23 protein-coding genes are annotated in these 24417 nt (G+C 64.0%); 7 read left to right on the forward strand and 16 right to left on the reverse strand.

Annotation, left to right across the window (positions count from 1 at the left end):
• Positions 1–91: 91 nt before the first annotated feature.
• Positions 92–1009 carry a class A beta-lactamase gene (gene bla / locus VGN46_RS00235; RefSeq protein WP_331639372.1) on the forward strand — a complete coding sequence of 306 codons (918 nt, stop codon included), beginning with the start codon at positions 92–94 and terminating at the stop codon, positions 1007–1009.
• Positions 1010–1095: 86 nt separating this feature from the next.
• Here bla and VGN46_RS00240 read toward each other — a convergent pair whose 3' ends face one another.
• The 10 genes from VGN46_RS00240 to VGN46_RS00285 all read right to left on the reverse strand — a co-directional run bounded on the left by VGN46_RS00240 (position 1096) and on the right by VGN46_RS00285 (position 11929).
• The gene (locus tag VGN46_RS00240; RefSeq protein ID WP_331639374.1) at positions 1096–2505 is read right to left on the reverse strand and encodes a 6-phospho-beta-glucosidase; all 1410 of its coding nucleotides are present in this window, start codon (positions 2503–2505) and stop codon (positions 1096–1098) included.
• A complete protein-coding gene (locus VGN46_RS00245) occupies positions 2483–3427 on the reverse strand; it encodes a carbohydrate kinase family protein (RefSeq protein WP_331639377.1) in 945 nt (314 codons plus the stop codon). The genes VGN46_RS00240 and VGN46_RS00245 overlap by 23 nt, the downstream gene beginning before the upstream one ends.
• Entirely contained in the window at positions 3409–4776 is a 1368-nt protein-coding gene (locus VGN46_RS00250; protein ID WP_331639379.1) for an APC family permease, read from the reverse strand. Before VGN46_RS00250 ends, VGN46_RS00245 begins: the two co-directional genes overlap by 19 nt.
• A complete protein-coding gene (locus VGN46_RS00255) occupies positions 4760–6610 on the reverse strand; it encodes a beta-galactosidase (RefSeq protein ID WP_331639381.1) in 1851 nt (616 codons plus the stop codon). Before VGN46_RS00255 ends, VGN46_RS00250 begins: the two co-directional genes overlap by 17 nt.
• 2 nt (positions 6611–6612) lie before the next feature.
• Positions 6613–9345 carry a TonB-dependent receptor gene (locus VGN46_RS00260; RefSeq protein ID WP_331639383.1) on the reverse strand — a complete coding sequence of 911 codons (2733 nt, stop codon included), beginning with the start codon at positions 9343–9345 and terminating at the stop codon, positions 6613–6615.
• 269 nt (positions 9346–9614) lie between these two features.
• Complete coding sequence (locus VGN46_RS00265; RefSeq protein ID WP_331639385.1) at positions 9615–9785, reverse strand: hypothetical protein; 171 nt, start codon at positions 9783–9785, stop codon at positions 9615–9617.
• A gap of 179 nt (positions 9786–9964) precedes the next feature.
• A complete protein-coding gene (locus VGN46_RS00270) occupies positions 9965–10600 on the reverse strand; it encodes a hypothetical protein (protein ID WP_331639387.1) in 636 nt (211 codons plus the stop codon).
• Between the two features lie 385 nt (positions 10601–10985).
• Positions 10986–11309 carry a hypothetical protein gene (locus tag VGN46_RS00275; protein WP_331639390.1) on the reverse strand — a complete coding sequence of 108 codons (324 nt, stop codon included), beginning with the start codon at positions 11307–11309 and terminating at the stop codon, positions 10986–10988.
• A 185-nt stretch (positions 11310–11494) separates the two neighbouring features.
• The gene (locus VGN46_RS00280) at positions 11495–11770 is read right to left on the reverse strand and encodes a hypothetical protein (protein WP_331639392.1); all 276 of its coding nucleotides are present in this window, start codon (positions 11768–11770) and stop codon (positions 11495–11497) included.
• A 6-nt stretch (positions 11771–11776) separates the two neighbouring features.
• A complete protein-coding gene (locus VGN46_RS00285) occupies positions 11777–11929 on the reverse strand; it encodes a hypothetical protein (protein WP_331639394.1) in 153 nt (50 codons plus the stop codon).
• A gap of 122 nt (positions 11930–12051) precedes the next feature.
• On the opposite strand from VGN46_RS00285, the gene xth reads away from it, so the two are divergent.
• Both xth and VGN46_RS00295 read left to right on the forward strand, forming a co-directional pair.
• Complete coding sequence (xth, locus tag VGN46_RS00290; protein WP_331639396.1) at positions 12052–12849, forward strand: exodeoxyribonuclease III; 798 nt, start codon at positions 12052–12054, stop codon at positions 12847–12849.
• A 95-nt stretch (positions 12850–12944) separates the two neighbouring features.
• Positions 12945–15242 carry a sensor domain-containing diguanylate cyclase gene (locus tag VGN46_RS00295; RefSeq protein WP_331639398.1) on the forward strand — a complete coding sequence of 766 codons (2298 nt, stop codon included), beginning with the start codon at positions 12945–12947 and terminating at the stop codon, positions 15240–15242.
• A 107-nt stretch (positions 15243–15349) separates the two neighbouring features.
• Here VGN46_RS00295 and VGN46_RS00300 read toward each other — a convergent pair whose 3' ends face one another.
• From VGN46_RS00300 to VGN46_RS00315, 4 genes are read right to left on the reverse strand one after another with little or no spacing between them, the layout of a single operon-like run.
• Positions 15350–15916 (reverse strand): TetR/AcrR family transcriptional regulator, encoded by a 567-nt coding sequence (locus tag VGN46_RS00300; protein WP_331639401.1) that lies wholly within the window; start codon positions 15914–15916, stop codon positions 15350–15352.
• Positions 15917–15919: 3 nt separating this feature from the next.
• Positions 15920–17377, reverse strand: a complete 1458-nt coding sequence (locus tag VGN46_RS00305; RefSeq protein ID WP_331639403.1) for an efflux transporter outer membrane subunit — start codon at positions 17375–17377, stop codon at positions 15920–15922.
• Positions 17367–18905 (reverse strand): DHA2 family efflux MFS transporter permease subunit, encoded by a 1539-nt coding sequence (locus VGN46_RS00310; protein ID WP_331639405.1) that lies wholly within the window; start codon positions 18903–18905, stop codon positions 17367–17369. The genes VGN46_RS00305 and VGN46_RS00310 overlap by 11 nt, the downstream gene beginning before the upstream one ends.
• A complete protein-coding gene (locus VGN46_RS00315) occupies positions 18902–19966 on the reverse strand; it encodes an HlyD family secretion protein (RefSeq protein ID WP_331639408.1) in 1065 nt (354 codons plus the stop codon). Before VGN46_RS00315 ends, VGN46_RS00310 begins: the two co-directional genes overlap by 4 nt.
• A gap of 335 nt (positions 19967–20301) precedes the next feature.
• Here VGN46_RS00315 and VGN46_RS00320 point away from each other — a divergent pair, with 335 nt between their 5' ends.
• Together VGN46_RS00320 and VGN46_RS00325 are read left to right on the forward strand one after the other, a co-directional pair.
• Positions 20302–21126 (forward strand): DUF5694 domain-containing protein, encoded by an 825-nt coding sequence (locus VGN46_RS00320; protein ID WP_331639410.1) that lies wholly within the window; start codon positions 20302–20304, stop codon positions 21124–21126.
• A 112-nt stretch (positions 21127–21238) separates the two neighbouring features.
• Entirely contained in the window at positions 21239–21985 is a 747-nt protein-coding gene (locus tag VGN46_RS00325) for a glucose 1-dehydrogenase (RefSeq protein ID WP_331639412.1), read from the forward strand.
• 120 nt (positions 21986–22105) lie between these two features.
• On the opposite strand, the gene VGN46_RS00330 is transcribed toward VGN46_RS00325, so the two are convergent.
• Positions 22106–22429 (reverse strand): carboxypeptidase-like regulatory domain-containing protein, encoded by a 324-nt coding sequence (locus VGN46_RS00330; RefSeq protein ID WP_331639415.1) that lies wholly within the window; start codon positions 22427–22429, stop codon positions 22106–22108.
• A gap of 98 nt (positions 22430–22527) precedes the next feature.
• Complete coding sequence (locus VGN46_RS00335; RefSeq protein WP_331639417.1) at positions 22528–23349, reverse strand: restriction endonuclease; 822 nt, start codon at positions 23347–23349, stop codon at positions 22528–22530.
• 384 nt (positions 23350–23733) lie between these two features.
• Between VGN46_RS00335 and VGN46_RS00340 the strand changes: the two genes are divergently transcribed.
• Complete coding sequence (locus VGN46_RS00340; RefSeq protein ID WP_331639419.1) at positions 23734–24171, forward strand: hypothetical protein; 438 nt, start codon at positions 23734–23736, stop codon at positions 24169–24171.
• Between the two features lie 12 nt (positions 24172–24183).
• Positions 24184–24309 (forward strand): hypothetical protein, encoded by a 126-nt coding sequence (locus VGN46_RS00345; RefSeq protein WP_331639421.1) that lies wholly within the window; start codon positions 24184–24186, stop codon positions 24307–24309.
• The last annotated feature ends 108 nt before the right edge of the window (positions 24310–24417 follow it).

The following is a 24417-nucleotide window of genomic DNA, read 5'->3' on the forward strand; positions in this document are numbered from 1 at the left end:
CATTCCGTCAGCAAATTGCCCGGATTACGACAGGCACAAGGCCACGACCGGCGTTACCGTGCCCGCACCTCCATGAACAGGCGTCCTCCCCGTGCTCAAGCACCTGCTCCGCGGCACCGCACTCTCCCTCGTCGCCTCGGCCGCGCTCGCTGCGGCGCCCGATGCCGCGCTACAGGCGGCCCTGCAAAAGGTGGCCGAGCAGGCGAAACCGGGCACGCTCGGCGTCCTGGTCATGGATCCAGCCACCGGCCAGTCCGTCAGCGTCAACGCCCATCGCCCTTACCTGATGATGAGTGTGTTCAAGGCGCCCATCGCAACGGCGGTGCTCAGCCAGGTGGATGCCGGCACGCTGCGTCTGGACCGGAAGGTGCACCTGGTGCCAGCGGATATCGTCGGGGGATCCGCGGTCCCGTCCACGGGTGCGGCACTCAAGAGTGGGGCCAAGGACTTCACGGTGGACGAACTGCTGCATGCGGCGGTGACCCAGAGCGATAACACCGCCGTCGATGCCTTGCTCCGCGTCCTCGGTGGGACCGCCACGGCCACGCGGTTCCTCGAAAGCAAGGGAGTGCATGGCATGCGCATCGACATGGGCGAAGGCGACCTCGGCCGGATGTTCGAGGCGAAAGGCAGCGATGCCGTACTCGCCAGCCACGTGAACAGCAGCACGCCCGAGGCCGCGGCCACCTTCCTTCGCAAGCTGCAAGCGGGTGAACTGCTCAGCGCCGGTTCGACACAAAAACTGCTGGCGTTGATGACGGCCCAGGTCATCCCCAACCGTGTTCGCGCGGGCCTGCCGGCTGGCTACCAGCTTGCCGACAAGACCGGCACCAGCGGCACGGAAGATGGCCACCGCGCCGCGTTTAACGACATCGGCATCATCACCGCACCCGATGGCAGCAAGCGCATCGTGGTGCTGTTCCTGGTCCACTCACCGGCCAGCTCCGACCAGGCTACGGCGTGGTTCGCCGAGATCGGCAAGCTCACCGCCGCGTCGATGTCACGCTGACGGCGCATTCCCTGTAAGAGCGCGCTTGCGCGCGATGGGTGCTTGCGGCAAACCCCATCGCGCGCAAGCGCGCTCCTACAGGGTGATCAACGGTGGATGGGGCCTTGGCAGAGGCAGTCACCGTCTTCGTCGACATGGCCGATCAACGCATCGAGCAGGCTGGCGGTGGGTGACCATTCGCCGATGGCCGGGTGGATCAGCATGGCCTTGCGCGCACCCAGTCGCGAATCGTCGAGTACCGAGGCGATCGCCGCGCGCTCGTACGCCTTCACGGAACGGACCAGGCCCGCCACCGCATCCGGCAAGGGCGCCAGCTTGCGCGGCTCGATCCGGTCAAGCGAGATATCGCACAGCGTCTCGACGACATCCGCATCCGGCAGATCGGGCACCGCGCCACGGTTACGCGTGTTCACGACGATGGGCGCAGGCTTCGCACCGGTCAGCGCACTCATGACGTCGATGGCGATCCGGTGATAACCCGTCGCCACACGGAACGGATCGACATCCAGGCTCACCCCGGCGTCAAACGCCGACCCACCTTCCGCCTCCAGCTTCATATACGAACCCGAGCGCTGGTTGAGGTAGGCCGCGTAGATATCGACCGCCTCATCGCCCTGCCCGGCAGCCAGCCGCGAACCCAGCGTGGCGAACAGTTCGTCGTTGAGCTTCGAGATTTCCGCGCCGCGGCTGCCGCCCTGCCGGCGCTGGTTCGCCAGGGCGCGCTGGCGTTCGTAGTAGAAGAACAGGTACTCGGTCGGAATGAGCCGCAGCGTGCGGATCATCTTCGTATCGAACAGCGGCGCGAGGTACAGGCTGCGCAACATGTCATCGTTATCGATGAGCGCGTCGATCTTTTCCTCGCCGCGCACGCGCACGCCGCGCACCCAGCCCAGGTGATTCAGGCCCACGTAGTCGCACTCGACCTCTTCGAACGGCTCACCCAGCGCACGAGCGATGTTATGGAACAGCTCGGTCGGCGTATCGCAGATGCCGACGATGCGGGCCTTGCTATGGTCGTTCACCGCCTGGGTAATCAGGCCTGCGGGATTGGTGAAGTTCACCAGCCAGGCTTCCGGGGCCAGGCGCTCGACCAGGCGGGCCTGCTCGATGGCCGCAGGAATGGTCCGCAAACCCATCGCGATGCCGGCGGGGCCCGTCGTCTCCTGGCCGGGATAACCGTGCTCGATCGCCACGCGCTCATCCGCGGCGCGACCGGTGATGCCACCGATGCGAATGCTGTTCAACACAAAGTCCGCACCCTCGATCGTGTCTTCGATGGAGCTGGCGCCACGCAGGCGGAGTTCGCCGCCCGACCGTTTCACGATGGCATTGCCGAGGTCGACCATGACCCGCAGCCGCGCGGGGTCCGGATCGTAAAGCACCATCTCGGCGGCGCCGAGCGCCTGCGCGGCCTCGTTCACGCCAAACACGACCAGGGGCGAGCGCACGCCGCCCCCTCCAACCAGTGCGATCTTACGATCGGTACGTCCGTTCACGAAGGGTCCTCAATTGGGGGGAATGGGGCAGCGCCGCGAGGGCGCCAGGGGCCGTGCTGCACAGCGCGCCGCAAATGCAGGCACGCTCAAGCGCAGGGCCAAGGGGTTCGTCATCGAGCCAGGCATCGATCAACCCGGCATTGAAGGCATCGCCGGCGCCGGTGGTATCCACCGCATCGACCGTCGGCGGCACCACATGACTGAGCACGCCACCGGACATCGCCAGGGCGCCCTGCGCGCCGCGCTTCACCACGGCACGCGACAAGCCATGGTCGGTAGCCCACGCGATAAACGCCTCGGTCGAGGCCTCGCCGCAAAGCAGCGCGGCTTCGGCCGTGTTCGGCAGGAACAGGTCTACCTCGCGACAGGTCGCGATGTTGCCTGGGTCGCGCAACCAGCCAGGGCTGTGGCCGACATCGAGCGAGGTCGTGCACCCTGCGGCGCGCAGCACGGGCAGCACGCTCTGCGCGAGATCACGCGACAGCGGCATGGCGAAGTGCACGTGACGTGCGGCGGCCAGGTCAGCGACCACGGCGGGCACTGCCAGCCATTCGGCGAGGCCCTGGTTCGCACCCGGGTAGGTAAAGAACGTGCGGTCATCGCGCATCGAAACGCTGACGGTGATGCCGGTACCATCGTGTTCCAGGCGGATGCCGCCCATCTCCACGCCAAACTCACTAAGGCGCTGCTCGAACCAGTCGAAGTCGGCATCGCCGATCAGCCCGACCAGGCGTACGCGCCGGCCAAGCCGCGACAGGCCACACGCGGTGTTCACGCTGCCACCGCCGAGCTCACGCACATAACCCTGCGCGATCACTTCTTCGCCGGGCTGCGGCCAATGGGGAAATCCGGTGAAGATGTGGTCGGCGAAGATTTCTCCAACGACGGCCACATCCCAGGGCTTCATGTGGGGAACGGCCACGTACGGGTTCTCCTCGCTTGCCATAGGAACAGGATGCAACCGGCCGTGATCGCTATCACGGCGGTGAGCATGGTGGAAACGCCACTGGTGGCGACAAGATAAAGCCAGCCGGCTACGCTGATCGCGATCGGTAGCGGATACAGCGGCATGCGGAATACATCGGCGGAACGTTCGCGCCGACGCAGCGCGACCACCGCGAAACACTGGGCGATGTACTGGAACAGGATCTGCACCACCATCAGCATGCTGATCAGCTTCTCCAGTGAGAGGAAGCAGGCCATGGCGGAGGTGATCCCGACAAAGAGCAACGACACGGTGGGGAAACCATCCCGCGGATGCAGGCGCGCGAACGGCTTGAAAAACTGGCCATCCGACGCAGCGGCATAAGGCACCCGTGAGTAACCGAGCAGTACCACGAGAGCCGAACCCCAGCTTGCGACCAGGATGAGCACCACGGCGACCGTGCCACCCCATGCACCGTGCACGGCCTGCATCATGTCGGCGACCACCGCGGTGGACTTCGCCGCCGTTTCCCACGGCAACACGCCAAGGATGCTGATATTCAGGCCCAGATAGAGCACGGCCACCACGGGGATCGAAATAAGTACGGCCCGCGGGATCGTCCGCCGCGGTTGCCTCACTTCGCCGCCCAGCATGCACACGTTGTTATAGCCACCGTAGTCGTACACCGCGATCAGCGACACCGCGCCCAGCCCAAGCCAGAAGCCTTTGCCCGACGCCATCGGCGCATCGAGGAAGTGGCGCGCCGTGGCCAGATCGAAATGGCTGATACCGGTGAGGACGATCCATACGGCGGCCGCGACCACGGCTACGGTGACGACCAGCGACAGTTTCTGGATATCGCCGACCTTGCGGTAAAGAATGGCGGTATTGAGCAGGCACAGCGCTGCCGCGACCAGGATCCGCCCACCCTCACCCAGCGATGGAATGAGGTAGCCTGCGTACTGGGCGAAGCCAACGGCCGCCGAGCCGATCGAAAGCGGTGCGGTGAGCAAGGTTTGCCACAGGTAGAGGAAGCCGAACAGCCGCCCTGCCCGCTCACGCCCGTACGCCTCGCGGAGGTAATGGTACGGACCACCCGATTCCGGGATCGTCGAACCCAGTTCCGCCCAGACCAGGCCATCGCACAGGCAAAGGAATGCTCCCGCGATCCAGCCGAGCAGTACCGCCGGACCCGCGAGCGCGGAAAGCGCAAGCGGGATCGTGACGAACGGCCCGATGCCGATCATGTTCAGCACGTTGGCGGAGAGCCCGCCCCAGAAGCCGATCGCGCGCGGCGGTGCCGGTGTCGACATCACGTTGCCCGTACCCTCACGCCAGCCCGTCATGCATCCGCTCCGCGCATGTGATGGGTGCCCCTTCGGTCCGATGCAGGTCGAGGACGCGCACGCTGTTCGCGCCGGCCTTCAACCATGCGCCGGGGCAATACAGCCGCTCTTGCGGGCCGATATGCCAGTAGCGCCCGAGGAAGTTCCCGTTGACCCAAAGATAACCCTTGTTCCAGGCCGACATGTCGAGGTAGACGTCGCCGGTCTCCAGGAGGGCCAGTTCGCCTTCGAACAGCACGCCGCCGCGGGTGGGTTTGTCGCGCAGCGCCGGCAGGTTCTCCAGCCAGGCACCATCCAGCGGCAACGGCCATGCCTCCACGTCACGCACCGGCATGCCCTGGAATGCCACCGGCCCGACAAGGCCTTTGTGGTCGCCCAGCCGAGGGCCGAAGTTGATATGGCCGAAGGTATCCACCAGGACTTCCATATCGCCCGCATGCGGAACGGCCACCTCCGGCTTCGACGACAACGACGCGTGCGTCAGCCGTGAGACATGGCCAATCTCCCGGCCGCTCGCATAGACAATCGCATAGTCACGCACGCCCTCCAGCGACAGCGTGCCCGCGCGATCCACCCGCTTGCGATAGACGACAAGCCCCTGGTCCAGACCGAACAGCATTTCGTTCGCGCCCGGTTTCGGTACAACATGCGCTTCACCCAGCGCATCCCAGAGCGAACCCTTCGGCTCAGGTGTGAAAGGTGCGAAGCGACCGGCCGGGATATCCGCCGGCGGATTCGGAGCGACCACACCCGCCTCGCGGGTAATCGCATCGCGCAGTACGGCATACGCAGGCGACGCACGACCGCGCTCGTCGATCGGCGCCGCGTAGTCGTAGCTGGTGATCACCGGCTGGAACTGCGAGCCATCGTCTTCGGCGTTGGCCCCGGCAGTAAGGCCGAAGTTTGTACCGCCGTGCACGACATAGAGGTTGAACGAATAACCCGCGCGGATCACCGAGCGCAGCGTATCCACGTAGTGCTTGCTCGCAAACTCACCTTCACCCCAATGGGTCAGCCATCCCGGATACCCCTCGCCCACCCACACCGGCGATTCCCCGGCGAACTCGTGGCCCATGGCCAGCGTCGGTACCTCGGCACCATCGAGTCCCAGCGCGGCGCCCGGCAAATAGGCCTTGCGTCGTTTGAGGTCCTTCCAGCCGTCCGAGACCGAGAACGGACCATGGATCCCGTGCACACGCCACATGTCGGCCAGCGCGCGAAGGTAATCGACGTCGTCGGCGAACATCGAGTACTCGTTTTCAATCTGGATCATGAGCACGGGGCCACCGTTCTCAACCATCAACGGCCTGAGGAACGCCGCGAGCTGGCCGATGTAGCGCAGCGTCGCGGCCATGAACGCAGGATCATCCTTGGTACGCAACCGGGTGTCCGGATCGCGCAACAGATAGGCCGGGATTCCGCCATTGGTCCATTCCGCGCACACGTACGGGCCAGGCCGAAGGTACACCCACAGTCCCTCCGCCTGGCACAGGCGAATGAAGGCTGCCATGTCACGGTTGTCGCTTTGCCAGTCGAACACCCCGGGCTCACGCTCGTGGTGGTTCCACATCACATAGATCGCGATGGTATTCAGGCCCATGGCCTTCGCCATTCGAATACGATGTTGCCAGTACTCACGGGGGATCCGCGCGGGGTGCATTTCCCCGCTGCGGATGCGGAACGGACGGCCATCCAGCTCAAACCGGCGCGGACCAAAACCAAAACGGTGCTTGCGCCCATCCGGCAGCGCTTCCACCACATGACCGGCCCACGCGCCCCCGGACATCGTCAGGGGCGCGAGCAGCGAGATAGCGAGGAAGTCCCGACGGCGCATGCTTAGAACGAGTACTTCACAGTAACCAGGGCAGTACGGCCTGCATCGACAATATCCGAGTTCGTCAGGCTGTACTGGCCGATGTGCGACCAGTACTGGTACTGCTTGGTCAGGTTGCTGATCTGCAGGTCGAACTGCAGGCCGTTGTCCATCTGGTAGCCGGCATGCAGGTCGACGCGGCGGATCGGCCGTAGCCAGAGGTCATCCCATGGAGCACCCTGGTTGAGGAAATCGTACGTCGAGATGTACGAGCCGGTGTAGTGATAGCTGAGGTTCACCGAGAAGCCGTACTTCTCATAGAAGAGCTCGGCGTTCGCCATGGTCCGCGGTGCCTGCTGCAAGCGTTCATTCTCGAAGCCTTCGCGGCCCAGGTCCACCCGCGAATTCTGCTTGGTCGCGTTGACGCTGAAACCCAGGCCGTTCCATGCACCCGGCAGGTCTTCAAACTTCTGCCGGACCGTCGCTTCGATACCGTAAACACGACCATCGCCACCGTTCATCGGGGTCTTGGTCAGCACCGTGCCGACGCCCGAGGTATTCGGGTTAGCCTGGCCGCCGCCGCTGTCGTAGATGTAATCCTTCAGCTTCTTGTAGTAGCTGGTGAGCGAGAAGAAGCCACCGTGGTCGGTCGTCCATTCCGCGCCCAGGTCCACGTTGGTGGCCTTGATCGGATCGAGATCCGGGTTGCCACGGGTGATCGTCGTGACGCCGTTGGAGACGCTGATCTGTTCGCCGCCACCGAGTTGCACGAAAGCCGGGCGGGTATAGCTCTGCCAGATCGACCCGCGGAAGACCACGTTGCCGCCTGGGCGGTAGTTGACGAACAGGCTACCCAGCGGTTCGTTATAAACCGTGCGGTTATTCGAGAAGTAGCCCGGCTGTTCGTTGCCGTCTGCATCCTGCGGCGTGGTCCAGAACGTGTTGTGGATCGAGGTGTGCTCGAAGCGCACGCCCGGGATGATCTCCAGCGGCCCCTCCTGAATGGTCGCCATGGCGTACGCCGCCGACACCGCTTCGGTACCGCGCATGGTGTCGCAGTTGAAGTTGTTGTAATCGAGCTGACCGCAGGTATCCAGGTCGGACGGCTGCACGTGCGCGGCGATCAGGGCGGCGACCGCGGCACGGCTCACGTCCGGCGTCGTCCACGGGTACTTGCCAGGGAAGATCTGGTTGTAATCGCCCTTGAAGATGCCGAGGTCGCCCAGGGTGGTGGTGCCATCGTTGATACCGCCGGTGGACCAGTCGCGGTTGGTGAATTCGCGTGAGCTGTCGCTGTACTTCACACCGAACTTCACGTTCTGTACCGGGCCATCTTCGAAGTCGTAGCGCAGGTCGAGCTTGGCGCCGCCGCGCTTCTGGCCAGAGCGGATCTTGGTGACCTCGCCATAATCGTTCGCGTACATGTTCTGGATGTTGTTCACCGAGTTCAGCAGCGCCGGGGTGAGTACCGGGTACGGGAAGTGGTTGCCACCGTAGCTGAGCAATGAACTCTGGTTGTAGGCGAAGTTATCCTGCGAGTACTTGTCTTCCCGGCCATCGATTTCGACGTGCTCAGGGCGATCGTTGCGGCCGATGCTCCAGAACACGTTCGGCGAGATCGTCCAGCCGCCGGCCGTCTTGTCGGCACCCAGCTGGATCGTAGCCAGATCCGCGCGCTCGGGGTTGGTTTCGAACCAGAAGCGGTTGGCGATGCGGCCAATGTTCGGCGAGTACACACCCGGTGTCGCCGTGGGTACGTAGGTCACATCCTGCGGCAGCAACTGGTTGTACGTCGTGTTCTGTTCGGTCAGCGCATACGCATACGATGCCTTGGCGTACGCATGCAGGGTCGGATCGACGTTCCAGTCGAACGACATGTTGCCGCCATAACGGCGCTCGAAGCCGGAGGCGATGCCCACGTTCGTGCCGATGCTGGTCAGGTTGTGCTGGGGGTCGTAGCCCGGCGCGTTGTCGCCCGCGGCCGTCGCATGCAGAAATGCCCATGAGCCATCGTTCGAGGCACTTTCGGCCGCGCCGACTTCGCTGTTGGCGATGTTACGGTAATCGTAATAGCCGCTGATATAGAAGCCGAACTGCTTCTCTTCACCGAATTTTTTCTGCAGCTCGCCAGCGAGGCCACTGCCCAGGCCGCTGCCGCCATAGTCGCGTGCGCGGCTTTCGACACGACCGCTGGCCGTCACGCTGCCGCTGAAATCCTTCTTGAAATCAAAGGCGCTTGGCGTACGGAAATCGATCGTGCCACCGATCGCATCGCCATCCATGTCGGCCGTCGAGGTTTTGTTGAGCACGATGGTCTGCAAACCGGAAGGTGGCAGCAAGCTGAGCTGCACGCTACGGCTGTACGGCATGCCCTGGGCGACATTGCTGCCGTTTACCAGGTTCACGTTGTACTCGGACGGCAGGCCACGCACGGAAGCGAACATGCCTTCGCCACGAGCCGCACCGTCGATGCCACCGAAGTAGCCGGTACCGGTGGTCGTGACGTTCACGCCTGACATCAGGCCCAGTGCTTCCGCCACGTTGTGTACGGCGGTGTTCTGCAGATCCTTGGCCGAGAGCACATCCACGGTGTTCACCGAATCCATGCGGATGCTGGTGGCTTCGTAGCGGTTTGCCACCACGCTCAGCGCCTTCATCTGCACGGCTTTGTCTTTCTCTGCCTTGTCTTTCTCGTTCTTGGCCGGCGGATCGGTCGACGGCGGCGCCTGTTGCGCAAACACCGGCGATCCCAGCATGCCAAAGGCCGTACAGACGGCCAGGACAAGCGCCTTCCTCGTCAAAACATGGTTATTACGCACAAGTCACCCCACCCCGAAAGTGTCGATAGCAGACAACACGTAGTCCTCCGCCACGTGCTGCGGACATAGCTGACCCGCGACCTTTATTTATGGGAGCGCGCTTGCGCGCGATGCGCCTTGCGGCGACCGTGTGGTCGCGTGCAAGCACACTCCTACAGGGCCTTCTCAGGCGCCTGGCAAAAGGATGGGCCGATCAGTGGTTCGGATTAACGGGCGTGGCGCGGCGGCGAATAGCCAGCAAGCGACTTGCCCCGCGAACGCAGGGCGCTGAGCTTGGCGCGGGAAAGGATCGGCTGGCCATCAGCCTGCACGAACGGAAACGACGGCTCCGCTAAGGCGCAACCCGGATTCGCTGGATTGGGAGTGCGGTGACGCATGGTGTCCCGTTGCCGATCGCGAGAAGCGCCGCCTTGCATGCCCTATGCATGCAACGCGGGAAGCGCGGCGCGTTATCGGTAACGCGGCGCACGGACAAGATATAGCGCACCGTAAATTCCGCGTCAACAAGCGGATTTAGATCGATTTTTCTGCTGCGAAGCAGCAAATCGACGAAAGATCAGAAGGCCGCGTTCCAACCGAGGTTGATCCAGTGCGAAGGATGCGGACTGCGCTCGCTGCCCACGACGAGATCAAGGCTCGATTCGCCGAACGCCAGGCGGATACCTCCCTGGTCGGTGATCGTACGATGCGTCCACATCCGCTCAACCAGCAGGGTCCAGCGTGTCGTCAATGCGACATCCATACCCAGGCCAAGCAACGAATGCGTTGATTCCCCATGGATGCGGTCGACACCGGCGTTCAACGCGACCATAAGCCTGCGCGCATCATCGATGCCGAACGTGGTCGCCACGTAAGCCTGCGCATCATCCTGGCGTCCATGGATCCATGTCGCCGCGGTGGCCACCGCGACACCGATGCCCTTGTCATCGCCATTGCGTAACTGCCACTTGATCGACGGATTGACGCCCGGACCATAGACGCCATGTCCTGTGTTAAGCGTGACACCGAATTCAACCGGGCCCGCGCCACACGCTGGTACGGCATACAACCCATTGCTTCCATGCGACCACTCACGCAACCACGACTCAAGCTGGCATTTGCCGGCACCGACGACTGAAGCGTCATCCACGTTATAACTTCCGCCCTCGGCGTGCGCGTTGCCGCCGAAAACGAGCATTGCAATGCTCGCCATGACGAACGATAAAAAGACGCCGCGACGAACTTGCATTCGACGCGGCGCATAAAGCCGGCATCTGGGGGATGGGGTCGATGCCGGACCTAGCGTAACGGCATGTCGTCGCATGGCTTTAGTCCATGACGCATATCCGCGATATGCGCAGTTTCGTCAAAGCGAATTCTAAGGAACAACGGCACCAGTCCCTATCCCCAAGAGTCTTGCAGCAAGATGAAAGTACCGGCGGCCGATGGCAGGTAGATGACCGGTGTCACAGTCGTGAGTTCGCGCCCCTTGCAACATGTCGCCCACGCGCCACGCGCACACAACGACATGGCCTACGCCGTCTACGTCCAGTGCACTATCGTTCGCTCAGCCGGGAGCGTCTTGGCAAATGCCGCTGTCAGTCCTTGGCCCAGACGCCAGCATGGAACACCCACCTGCCCTTACGGTTCTCCCAGAAGGGGTGGACATAGTGGTAGCCCGGGCGGATGCGTTCCCAATGGCCCCGCACCGGATCGTAGTCGTGGCCGTTCCACGCCCAGTAGCCGCGCGCCCATACCCACCCGGCGCGAGCCTCGGGCTCGTCCTCGGTCGGATGTTGCGGCGGTTCGTGCTCCACGACCACCAGGGTTTCATTGCGCGCGAGCCGCGGTTTTGGGGCACAGGCCGAGAGAGCCAGGGCACTGGCGAGGGCCAGGAGGGGCACGGCGGAGATGAGGCGCATGGGGACCTTGGGGCAAATAGTGACAGTAGACCCAGCAAACGCTTTCCTGTCCATTTCGTAACGCCTGCCAGGCAAACCGCGTTGGGCGACGATTCATCCCGCGCCGATTCACGTGTAGGAGCGCGCTCGCGCGCGATGGGGGTTTCCGCAAGCCCCATCGCGCGCAAGCGCGCTCCTACAACGAGCTATTTCGCGCTGAGTGGGATGACGGCGCTTTCGCGCGCTTCGGCCGCATCGGCGCGGCGGACGGGTGCCGCGCGTGGCAGCGACGGCGAAATGCGACCCAGGGTGATGTTTTTCGATGCCCGCACATCCTTGTTGGAGAAGGTCCAGATCTCGCCCGTCTCGGTGATAAACACCGTCCAGTACAGATCGGACTCCGGGCCGTAGTCGATCAGGAAATGGGCAAAGCCCTCGCCCTTCGGCGTATTTAGCGGCAGCGGCGGGTTGAGTTGCAACATAGGGAATCAGCCGCCTTTCTGGGTGTGGTTGTCTTCACCCGTGCCATCGACCGGATCGCCGGATGAGTCGGTGTCGCGGGGCCGTGTCGGGTTACGCGGATGCTCCGGCCTATCGTTCTGTCCGGGGTGCTTCTCGGGCGCATTCTTTTCATTCGCCATGGTCGTCTCCTTAGAGGTGGCGCCAGATTCGCCGTGGTCCGTTGAAGACGAGGTGGGTTGCCCGTGACGAGGCCGTTGATGCCATCACCCCTCATCGACGCCTGCGACGAGACAGTACGGGCATGAAGATCGCCACCTTCAACGTCAACGGCATCACCTCCCGCTTGCCGCACCTGCTGGCGTGGCTCGAGCGTGAACAACCTGATGTGGCCTGCCTGCAGGAACTGAAGTCACCCGATAAAGGCTTCCCTCTCCAGGCCATCCACGATGCGGGTTACGGCGCCGTATGGTCGGGGCAGGCCTCGTGGAACGGTGTCGCCATCCTGTCGCGCGGCGAAGACCCTGTCGAGAGCCGGCGCAGCCTGCCGGGCGACGACAAAGACGTGCATAGCCGATATATCGAAGCCCTGGCCCATGGCGTGCTGGTTGGCTGCCTGTACTTGCCCAACGGAAACCCGCGACCCGGTCCCAAGTTCGACTACAAGCTGGCGTGGTTCGAGCGCTTGATCGCTTACGCGAAACCGCTTTTCGACACCGGCTACCCGATCGTGCTGGCGGGCGACTACAACGTGGTGCCAACCGACGAAGACATCTACGACCCTAAGCACTGGCGCCGCGATGCGCTGCTTCAACCCGAGTCAAGGGACGCCTATGCGCGCCTGCTCGCCCAGGGCTGGACCGACGCCTTACGCGCCATGCATCCGGACGCGCACATCTACACCTTCTGGGATTACTTTCGCCAGCACTGGCCGCGCGATCGCGGCCTGCGTATCGATCATCTCCTGCTCTCCGCGGACCTTGCGAAGCGCCTGAAGAATGCCGGTGTCGATCGATGGGTCCGCGATCTCACCAAGGCCAGCGACCATGCGCCCACCTGGATCGAACTGCGTGATCCGCCAAGGATCCGGGCCCGTAGATAGGACGGCGCCGCCCGCCGTCACAAAACGGCCAAAAAAGCGAAGCACGCGGGCGGCGGGTTTGCTAGATTCGCGATAACGCCGCCACCACCACCTCCATGCCCCAAGAGCGCCACGCACGGCTCACCCGCCTAGTCGATCGCAGCAGCAAGGCCAGCGTGGCCCTGGTGGTCCTCCTGACCCTCGCGGGCGTGGCGACCGCACTCGGCCTGATGGCCACGCAGCGCGTGGTCGGCAAGCGCTACGAGATCCTGATCGCCACCCAGACGATTGCCCAGGATGTCCACGACATGCGCGCGGCGGTCGGAGGCTGGGTCCTCCGTGACGATGCCAACGCAGGAAACAGCTGGCGCCAGGCCGTGGCATCCGCCCATGGTCACGTAGCGCTGCTCGAGGCTAGTCTCGGCACGGACGGGCGCGAGCGGACCCTCGTGGCCAGCCTCGAGCGCAGCGTGCAGGCGCGCATAGACACCGCAGCGCCGCTGCTGGCGCGTCCGGCGGCCGCCGAACGATCCCGTCGTATCGAAGAGCTGATGGGTCCCGAATACCAGTCGCGCAATGAGGCGGTCGCTCGCGATGTCGCGGCACTCGCCGCGTATGAGCGCATGCGCCTGGAGCGCGGCCAGTTCCGCCAGGACCTGGTGTTGTCCATCGCCGGCCTGGCCCTGGTCGCCCTGGTTGCTGGGGCCGTACTGACCCTGCGGCGATCCCGGCACACCGTGCGCAGTCTGCTCGATGGCTGGCGTGATTCACTGGACGCCACCCAGCGCAGCCGCGCCGAACTCCACGCCTTCACCGACGCAGCGCCGCTGGCCGTGTTCCATGTCGATGCGATGGGCATCCCACAGTGGCAGAACGCCCAGGCCAACGCGTGGGTGGGAACACGGGCGGGCGCGGATGTCGCCAGCTTCCTGCGCGAAAACATCGAAGAAGCCGACCGATCCAGGGTCATCGAGGCCTGGCGCCGGCTGGTCGGCACGGGTGAACGTTTCGAGCAGGTGTTCCGTTTTCGCGGCACCGATGGACTGATCGTCTGGGCCCACGCCCACGCGACCCGGGTGATCGTCGACGGTGTGACCACCGGCTTCGTCGCCGTGCTCCAGGACATCACCGGCGCACGCATGCTGCAGGAGGAGCTGGACCAATCGCGCAAGCGCCTGCGCCGCCTCACCGATTCGATCCCGGCGCTGATCGGCCGGCTCGACGACGCCGAGACCTACCGCTTCGTCAACGACACCTACCGCCACTGGTTCGGTGATGCGGCTCCGCGCATTGGCCTGTCGCTGCGCGAATTCGTTGGCGATGTGAACTACCAGCGCCTCGCCCCGATGCTCGCGCGCGTGCGCAACGGCCAGACCGTTCGCTTCGAAATGAACCAGATGAAGCTGCACGGCAAGTACTTCACGGGGGATGTGACTTACACCCCTGAATTCGATGACGCGGGCGTCTTCCGTGGCTTCTACGTCATGGTGACCGACATAAGCGAGCGCAAGAAGCTCGAAGAAAGCCTGTTTGCCGCGAAGGAGCTGGCCCAGGTGACCCTGGACTCGATCGGCGATGCCGTCCTGACCACCGATACCACCGGGACGATCACCTTCCTCAACCAGCGTGCGGAGGCGCTGCTGCTACGGCCGGCCATGCGTGCCCGCGGCCTGCCGATCGAGTCGGTGGTGCAACTGCGCGACACCCATGACCAGCCCAGCGACAGCTCCCTGCTCCGCGCCATCGCGGAAGAGCGCACGGTGGACATGTTGCAGCCCCGCCAGCTACTGCTCGCCGATGGCAGCCGGCTCGATATCGAAGACGTCGCCGCGCCGATCCGCGATCGTGAAGGCCACGTCGTGGGTGGCGTACTCGTCTTGCGTGACGTATCGGTGGCGCGTTCCGTTGCCGACCGGATGCGCCAGCTAGCCGAATCCGACACCTTGACCGGCCTGCCCAACCGCCTGGTCTTTGAAGAACGCCTGAAGGCGGCGCTGGCGCACCTGAAGGCAGGCGATAGCCTCGCCGTGCTCTACATGGATCTGGATGGGTTCAAAGCCGTGAACGATGTGCACGGGCATGCCGCGGGCGACGAGTTACTGCGCCAGTTCGCCGAACGCTTGCTGCGACGGACGCGCAAAGCCGATACGGTGTGCCGCCTGGGCGGCGACGAGTTCGTCGCCCTGCTGGCCCCGCCCATCTCGTTGCGCGAAGCCATGGTGCGTGCGGAGGACTTCGTGGATGCCGCCAGCCAACCGTTCTTCTGGAATGGCTTGCCCTTACACGTAACGCTTAGCGTAGGCATCGCGACAGCGCCACAGCATGGCGTCGATGCGCTGGCCCTGGTCCGCCGCGCGGACGATGCCCTCTACGAAGCCAAAGCCACCGGCAAAAACAAGGTCGCGATCCTGTAGGAGCGCGCTTGCGCGCGATGGGTGCTTGCCGCAGCCTCGGCCATTGTAGGAGCGCGCTTGCGCGCGATGGGTGCTTGCCGCACCGCCGGTCGCGCGCGAGCGCGCTCCTACAGGAGTGCTAGCGCGGCCTTCTTGCCGGCTCCAAGGATCTCTTCGGACAGGGCGTTGTCTTTCGTCGCGCGCGCCATCTGCAACGCACCGTTGATCAGCGCGTAGAGGGCGATGGCCTTGCCACGTGCCTCGTCCGCCGGCAGAGCCGGCCACTCTTCAGCCAGGCGGCTGACCAGGCTATCCATACCCTCGGCGAACGCCTCTCGCACCGGCTCCGAACGACGCGAAACATCGGCCACCAGGGTGGCGATCGGGCAACCCTGCTGGGGATTGTCACGATGCCGGGTCGACAGGTAGGACTCAATATAGGCCTGCGTGTTACCACCCGAGGCAATGCGCTCGTTGAGGAAGTCCAGCCGCTCGGCCATGGCATACGCCACGACCTCCCGCGCCAGGTCTTCCTTCGAGGTGAAGTGGTTGAAGAACGCGCCGTTGGTCAACCCGGCGCTTTGCATCACCGAGGCAATACCCTCGCCTTCAAAGCCCCGTTCGCGAAAATTCTGCGCCGCGACCTCGATGATCCGCTGGCGGGTCTTTTCCTTGTGGTCTTTCGCATATCGCATGGTTCACCTCGAAACATCAGCTACCTTATCGGCCGGTACATCCCAGCCACCACCCAGGGCACGGAACGCACCCACTGCGGCGCGCGCATCATCCGTGCGAACACGCGCGAGCAAGTCGCGCGAGGCTAGCAGTTGGCGGTCTTCATCCAGCACTTCCAGCAAGCTCACCGCACCGCCTTTGTAGGCGTCCTGCGCTGCATCGCGTGCCCGGACATGCGCCGCCACCTCTTTTTCCAGCACGCCGTGCTGCGCCTCGAGCTGGGTAAGCGAAACGATGGCGTTCTCCACGTCTTCGGTCGCCTTCAACATCGAGCCACGGTAGGTCGCCAGAGCCTCGGCATTCGCCCCACGCGCCTGCTTCACTTCCGCATCCACGCGGCCGAAATCGAACAGGCGCCAATGCAGGCCCAGCGCGCCCTGCGACTGCAACGCCGAGCCCGTGAACAACTTGCCGCTATCCAGCGTGGCGAAGCCAAGCAAGCCCGACAACGATACCTGGGGATAGTACTGCGAGAGCGCCACGCCAATCTGTGCGTTACTCGCCGCCAGTTCACGTTCAGCAGCGATCACGTCGGGGCGGCGACGCAGCAGCGAGGCCGGACCACCGGCGCCCTGCACGGTCGGGATGTGGAACGGTTGGCTGGTGGCCGCGATGTCTTTGGCGTACGTGCCCGGCGCCGCACCCATGAGCACGTCCAGGCGATTCAGCTGGGTATCGAGCTCCGCCTGCAGCGGCGGCACGGTACCCTGGGCCTGCAGCACCACGGCCTCGGCCTGGGCGACTTCGCGCTCGGTACCCAGGCCGTGTTGCAGGCGCAGCCGGACCAGATCGAGCAAGCCCTGCTGGGTCTGGATCTGTTCGTTGGCTATGGCAATCCGTGCCTGCGCGCCGCGCACGCGGAAATACGCGTCAGCGGCTTCGGCCACCAAGGTGATACGCACGCCCGCATGGGTAGCCTCGGCCGCCTGCCACGAGGCATTCGCCGCCTCGTCACCACGACGCAGGCCACCTGCCAGATCGAGCTCCCAACTGGCGCCCACACCAGCGTCTTCATAGGTCTGGTTGCGCTCATAGCCCGGCGTCGGACTGGCCAGCTTGCCCAGCGGGCTACGCTCGGACTGACGCAACCGCGCCGCACTCGCATCCAGGCTGCCTTGCGGCATGCGATCAGCGTGGGCGTGTTGCGCGGCAGCACTGGCTTGCTCGACACGTGCGGCCGACGCAGCCAGGTCAAGGTTCTGGGCCAGCACGCGCGCCACGATCGTGGTCAGTTCAGGATCGTCGAAACCGTTCCACCAACTGTCGAGCGCCGGTGCCGGCGCTTCGGCGGCGCGCTGGTCGAGCGCGGCCTGCTGGTTCCACGTCGTGGCCACCGGCAGGTTCGGTTTCACGTAGTCGGGGCCAACCGTGCATCCGGCCAGCGTCATGGAGAAAATGAGGGGGAGCAGTTTAATGCGCATCGGCGGAAGGACCTTTCGGGGGCTGCACCTTGCGCATGAGCGGCACCATGACCGTCGCAAGCACAAAGCACAACATGATGGAGAAAAATGCATCGCTGTAAGTCATCGTCTGCGCTTCGCGGAAGGTGAGCTGCCACAACTCGCGAAGCGCGACACTGGAGGTCTGTGCCGCGCCATCCACGCTCGCGAGGAAGCTGTTCATCGCTTCGTTCGCCGGCGTGAGGTGTTCGGCGAGGCGCTGGAAATGCAGGTTGGTGCGATCGTTGAGGATCGTGGCGCACGCGGCGATACCGATCGCGCCGCCCAGGTTACGCATGGTGTTGAACAGGCCCGAGGCATGCCGCAACCGTGCCGGCGCCAGCCCACCCAGGGTCAACGTCACCACCGGCGGAACCGCCAGCTGCTGGGCTGCGCCACGCAGTGCCTGCGGCAGGAGCAGTTCGGTCGCGCTCCAGTCGTGCGTGATCGGCGTGAACTCGAACATGGAGATCGCGAACAACGCCATGCCCACCATCATCAGCCAACGCAGGTCGACGCGGTTGGCGAGGAAGGTATAGACCGGGATGGTGAGGATCTGGAATATGCCCGTCGAGAACACCGCCTTGCCGATCTGGAACGCGCTATAGCCCTCGACGCGGCCGAGGAACAGCGGGGTCAGGTAAATCGTCGCGAACAGGCCGATGCCGGTAACGAACGAGAAGAACGAACCCAGCGCGAAGTTGCGATCCTTCAACGCGCGCAGATCCACCACCGGGTGTTCGGCGGTGAGTTCGCGCCAGATGAACAGGCCACCCGCGATCATCGTCGTCCACGCCGTCGTGCGGATGACGTTATCTTCCATCCAGTTCCAGCGCGGACCTTCTTCCAGCGTGTATTCCAGGCAACCCAGGAACACCGCCATGAGGACGATGCCGGCCCAGTCGCCGAGCTTCAGCAAGCCCAGGTCGGCCTCGTCGATCTTCACCAGCATGGGCACGGCGATCGTGACGAAGATGCCCGGCACCAGGTTGATGAAGAAGAGCCAGTGCCACGAGAAGTTATCGGTGATCCAGCCACCCAGGGTGGGTCCGAGCGTCGGCGCCAGCGAGGCCAGCGCACCGATGGTCGCGGCGGCGATCACGCGCTGCTTGCCTTCGAAGAAGATGAAGGCCGTGGTGAACACCATCGGGATCATCGAGCCGCCGATAAAACCCTGCGCGGCGCGGAACACGATCATGCTCTGGATATCCCACGCGATGCCACACAGCAGGCTGGTCAGCGTGAAGCCCGCGGCGGATACGGCGAACAGCCAACGCGTCGAGAACACCCGCGATAGCCAGCCGGAGAGCGGGATGACAATAATCTCGGCGATCAGGTAACTGGTCTGTACCCAGGCCGTGTCATCGGCACCAGCCGACAGGCCGCCGCCGATGTCGCGCAGCGAGGCCGAGACGATCTGGATATCGAGCAGCGCGATGAACATGCCGACGCACATGCTGGCGAAGGCAAAGATCTTCTGGCCCGGGGTCAGGTGGGCGACCGGGCTCATGGCGCTTTGGTATCGATCGTGGCGGTGACCGAGAGACCAGGCCGCAGCAAGCCGAGGTCACCGTCCGTGCCATCCAGCGCGACGCGCACGGGCACGCGCTGCACGATCTTTGTGAAGTTACCGGTCGCATTCTCCGGTGGCAGCACGCTGAACTGGGCGCCCGTCGCCGGGGCCAGGGATGCGATGTGGCCGTGGAACGGGTGGCCCGGGAGCACATCAGCGCGGACTTCGACCGCCTGCCCCACCTTCATGTTGGCAAGCTGGTCTTCCTTGAAATTTGCATCCACCCACAAGCCGTGCGCCGGCACGACCGCAAGCATCGGGCTGCCCGCGCCAACAAAGGCGCCGACGCGTGCCCGGCGGTTGCCGATGGTGCCATCCACGGGGGCGCGCACTTCGGTATAGGAGAGATCGAGGCGGGCGCTATCCGCCTGGGCACGGGCCTGGGCCAGCGCGGCATCGGCCTGATGCTTCTGGGTTTCGATCACATCGAGCTGGCGGCGTGCGGCTTCCACGGCGGCATTGGCCTTCTGTCCGTCCGCGGCAGCCGTCTGCGCAGCGGCGCGGGCCCGCTGTGCCGCTTCGACCGACACGGCGGAGCGGCTCACGAGGTCGCCGTAACGCGCGTCGTCGAGGCGGGCGCGGTTCGCTTCCGCGTCCGCGGCGGCTTTGCCGGCCTCCGCCTGGTGGATCACGCTCTGCTGAAGGGCGGCAACCGCGTCGAGGTTACGCAGGGCGGCCTCCTCCGCGGCAACGGCAGCATCGGCCTTGGCGGCAGCGGCGCGGAAATCGCGATCGTCGATGCGGATAAGCAGGTCGCCCTTGTGGACGGCCTGGTTATCACTGACCGCGACGGTCTGGATATAGCCCGGGACCTTGGAGCCAATCACCGTGACATCGCCGCCGACGTAGGCGTCATCGGTGTCCTGGATGAAGCGGCCGGCGGTCCACCAGTGGGCGCCGTAGGCGAGGACCCCCACCAGCACAACGGCACCGGCGGCGTACTTGAGCGGTTTGCTACGCCGGGCCGGGATGGCGGGCGAATCGATGACAGCGGACACGGGGCTACCCTTCAGCAGTTGAATTATGCTCATACTTCTATGAGCGACCCAAAGCGGATTCAAGGGGGCTGGTTGAAAAATAGATTTACCCGGCTGAAATAAAAAAGCGCCGTTCCGGCTGATGGACCGGACGGCGCCAGGCCTGGCGATGGGGGATTCCGGGGGACGCCAGGCAGATCCATCCTGACTTCGGAAGGCGCTGCGAAGCGTGACGGCGTTCTCGCTTTGCCAGCACTACCGTTTCTACATAGCGGTAGGCGGTGCCATGAGTCATGCCAACCATAAACCCGGCTCGCGCATCCCACCCGCTTCCAACACCAAAGTAAGGACGCTTCATGACGCACCGCTGGATCCTGCTATCGCTGATGACACTCTTGCCGTTCGGCACCACCATCGCCCAGGAGAAGCCGAAGCTGTTCTTCCTCGGCTCGGCGCATCTGGCCAACCACAACCGCGATATCGCTAACGTCCAGGTTGAAAACGTGCTGAGCCCCGAACGCCAGGCTCAGTTCGAGAGTCTCGTCGACCAGCTCGCCGCATGGAAACCCACCCATATCGCCGTCGAGGTCCTGCACACGAAGCAAGCCGAGCTGGATGCGCATTACGCGGCGTACCGCGCAGGTACGTACAAGCTCACCGCGGAAGAATACGAACAGATCGGCTTCCGGCTCGCCAAAAAACTGGGCCTGCCTCGCGTGGATGCGGTGAACTGGAACGACGATGCGCCCGGCACGGATGCGGATTACGACTGGATGGCATGGGCGAAAGCCAACGGCAAGGGCGCCATGCTCGACAAGACGATCAACGAACTGAAAGCAGACGCGGCCCGTGAAACCCTTTTCCTGAAGGACCACACGGTGCTGCAGTGGTATCAGCTCTGGAACGACCCGGAACGGATGCATAAAGACGAAGCGGGCTACTTCGATATGGCCTTCTACGGCAACGATGCGAAAAACCCCGGCGCCGCCTGGGTCGGGCAGTGGTATGCGCGCAACCTGCGGATCTTCACCCACATCCGCGAACTCGTGGCCCGACCCAGCGATCGCATCCTGGTGGTCTACGGTGCCGGTCACGGCCCGCACCTGCGCAAGGACGCCACCGAGTCGGGTGTTTTTGAACTGGTGGACACCTATGAGTCCTTGAAAGCCCTGCATCCGTGACCACCAGGCAAAGGTGCTTTTCCTCGCGGCGTATCACAACGCTCCGTGGCTGGCCCCAGTGATAGATGCAGGCGGCTCATGTCGGGCCGACCATGCCATCCAGGGAACCACCATGAGCAAGTTGAAAGACAAAGTCGCCATCGTCACGGGCGCATCCAAGGGCATCGGCGCGGGTATTGCGAGGTCGCTGGCGGCCGAAGGGGCCAGCGTCATCGTGAACTATGCCTCCAGCAAAGACGGCGCCGAGAAAGTCGTGGCGGAGATCAAGGCGGCCGGCGGCAAGGCGGTCGCGGTGGGTGCCGATGTCACCCGCGAAGCGGACGCCGGCAAGCTGGTCGCCGCGGCTATCGAGAACTTCGGCCGCCTCGACATCGTCGTGAACAACTCCGGCGTCTACGAGTTCGCGGCAGTGGAGAGCACGACCGAGGCGCTGTTCCGCCGCATGTTCGACACCAACGTCCTTGGCCCGCTGCTGGTGACCCGTGCCGCCTCACCGCACCTTGGCAAGGGTGGCAGCGTCATCAACATCGGCTCGGCCGTGACCCGCCTCGTGCCTGCAGAAAGTGCCATCTACAGCGGCACCAAGGGCGCGCTGGATTCGATCACCGGCGTGCTCTCGCGCGAACTTGGCCCGCGTGGCATTCGCGTCAACTCGGTGAACCCGGGCATGGTGGAAACGGAAGGCACCCACACGGCGGGCTTCATCGGCTCCGATTTCCAGGGCTGGGCCGAAGGCCAGACACCGCTGGGCCGGATCGGTCAGGTCACCGACATCGCGCCGGTCGTGACCTTCCTCGCATCGGATGATGCCGGTTGGGTGACGGGTGAGCTGATTCTTGCCACCGGTGGCATGCGCTAAGTTTCAGCGGTGATCGCGCGCAAGCGCGCTCCTACAAGACGGCGTTTTCTGTAGGAGCGCGCTTGCGCGCGATCCAGCCCCGCGATGCCCAACGGCTATCGCGATGGCATGCTACTCAACTCAGCTGCCGGCCTCGCACTTATCGTTCTCGCAGGCAAAATCGACCTGCAGGCCGCGGCCCACGACCACACTGATGTTTTTGCGCGTGTCGACGGTCTTGCCGTCCTTGTCGAGGGTCACGGTGTACGTGCCCATCGGTAACGGTGACAGGCTATAACGCCCCCGCCCGTTGATCTCAGCGTGGCGCTGCGCGCCCGTGCTGCTAACGGCGGTAACGGAACCGCCGGCCGGGCCGTGCCCGAAGATGCTACCCGCCGTGCCCTGGGCGCCGGCCATGGATGCTGCCATGGCAAGCAGGCTTACAAAAATAAAGCGCACTTTCACTTCAACTCCCCTTCTTGTTGGTCACTCATGCATGCTACCTAGCGGGCCCGTACCGCAGGGTTGCGTTTCGAACACCACATTGTTGCGTCAGGAACACACTACGGCGATTGCAACACCGGCGTGGTCTTTTCAAGGATCTTCATCGACTCGGCGTTCTGCCGCTCCCATGTCTTGAGTTCTTCGGGTGTACGCGGCGTGTTTCCTCGCGCTACGGGATGGCCCGCTGCATCGGTGACCGGTGCAGGTCTCGTCGGGGCACGCGTCGCGACAACGGATGCGCGCCATGGATTGGCAGGCACTTGCTGGCTCACCGGATCGGCCTGTCGCGAAGGAATCGCGGCCTTGCGAATCAGGTGCGTATAGATGACCAGGCTGCCCACCGTGGCGACGAGGGCGATGGCGAACATCGCGACATCTTTGGGTTTCGTACTGCGTAGCGCACGCTGTCGCGGTGCTTCGCCGCTGGCCGACGGCGATACGGTGACAAGGCCGGTCGATTGAAGCATGACGTCATCAATAGCACCGATCATCTCGCGGGCTGCCGCGCCATCTACCAGAGTGATGCCGGGGAAGCGCGCCGCCGAATCGATCGCCGCACGGGTGAATTCGCCCGATGTCACGAGGATGGCACCGGTCGCGCCTGCTGTGTGCATCACACCGATTAGTTCATGCACGGGATTGTGTGGTACCTGCAGCACGTTCCAGTGTTTGCACTGCACCACGATGAAGGCGTCGTCCTTGTACAACTTCAGGTCGATGCCACCATCGGTGCGGCCGGATCCACTGCCGGTACCGCTGTGCTCGACGCGAAAGCCCTGCTCCGCGTAATACGCGCCGACACGTCTTTCGAAATCATCCCAACCGACCCGGCTGAGCGCGTCGGTCCAACGCTCGCTGACGCGTTTCGCGTAGCGGCTCATGCGGCGCACCCGGCGCACGCGACATCCCTCTGGCGCCTTCCGGCACCGTGGCGACATTCCATGCTGGCTCCCCTTGCCGGGTGGCGGCCCCCTTGGCCGGCTGCCGGACGGACCGATGGTATGCGGGTCTCACGTCCTTGGAAAGGGGTGTCATATCCCAGGCGGCGGGTCAGGAAAGAGCGAGGCGCCCAGGTGGTCGATAAAGCGCCGTGGCGCACGTGCCAGCGCGAGGCTACATTCCGAGCGGCCGGCGCCCAGGTCGTAAGTGCCCAAGGGCTCGCCCGCGGCGACGTGTAGGCGATTGACTTGACGCATGTCCCACGTCTTGAACCTGTGCACGAAACTGCGAGCATCGGTGCATTCAAAACGTCTTGGAGATGGCACATGCCGGAAGGCTGGGCAGGTTGGATTTTCGGAAATATCTTACTTCCGGTTGCCGCGCCTGTTGTGCTCGTCAGCTTGGTTCGAACTTTTGCAGACGCTGCGCGACAACGCGATCTTTCGCCACTCCTTCTTGTGAAAGATGGCCAAATCTCGTGGGCTGCGCTGCTATTCGCGTCCTCCGCGGTGTACGAGCGAGAGGTCGCGCTAACACAGTTCGGAAGCCACAGCTCTGGCATCGTCCTCGCGCTTGCGGTACTCATGGTCGTCACCAACGCCATCGTGCCTTTGTGCGGTTTGATCTTTCCTGTCGACGCTCCGTCGATTGGCCTTGAGCTTCGCGCATGGATGGCGCACTACAAGTTGCTTCTGAGTTCTGTCGTTTTCGCAGCGATCAGTGCCGCCTGCTACACCGTCGTCCATTTCGGACTGTTCCAATAGGAGTTACCAAGCATGTCCAACCCTGCCACGACTGCCCCCGCTGCCCGCGAGATGCCCGGCTGGCTCTTCGGATTTTTCATGGGCATTTCGCTCACGTCCGCCGTCGTCCTCGTGGGCCTCGCCATCGGGCACGTGTAGAAGCGAGAACCGCCACTTAACAATTTGTTATCGTCACGACAGGCGCGTTTTGTGCAGGAAACCCCTCACCGGGCTTTGTAGGATCGTGGTAAGTTCATGAAAGGTTGG

The sequence above is a fragment of the Luteibacter sp. genome (assembly GCF_036500425.1).
Classification (GTDB): Bacteria; Pseudomonadota; Gammaproteobacteria; order Xanthomonadales; family Rhodanobacteraceae; genus Luteibacter.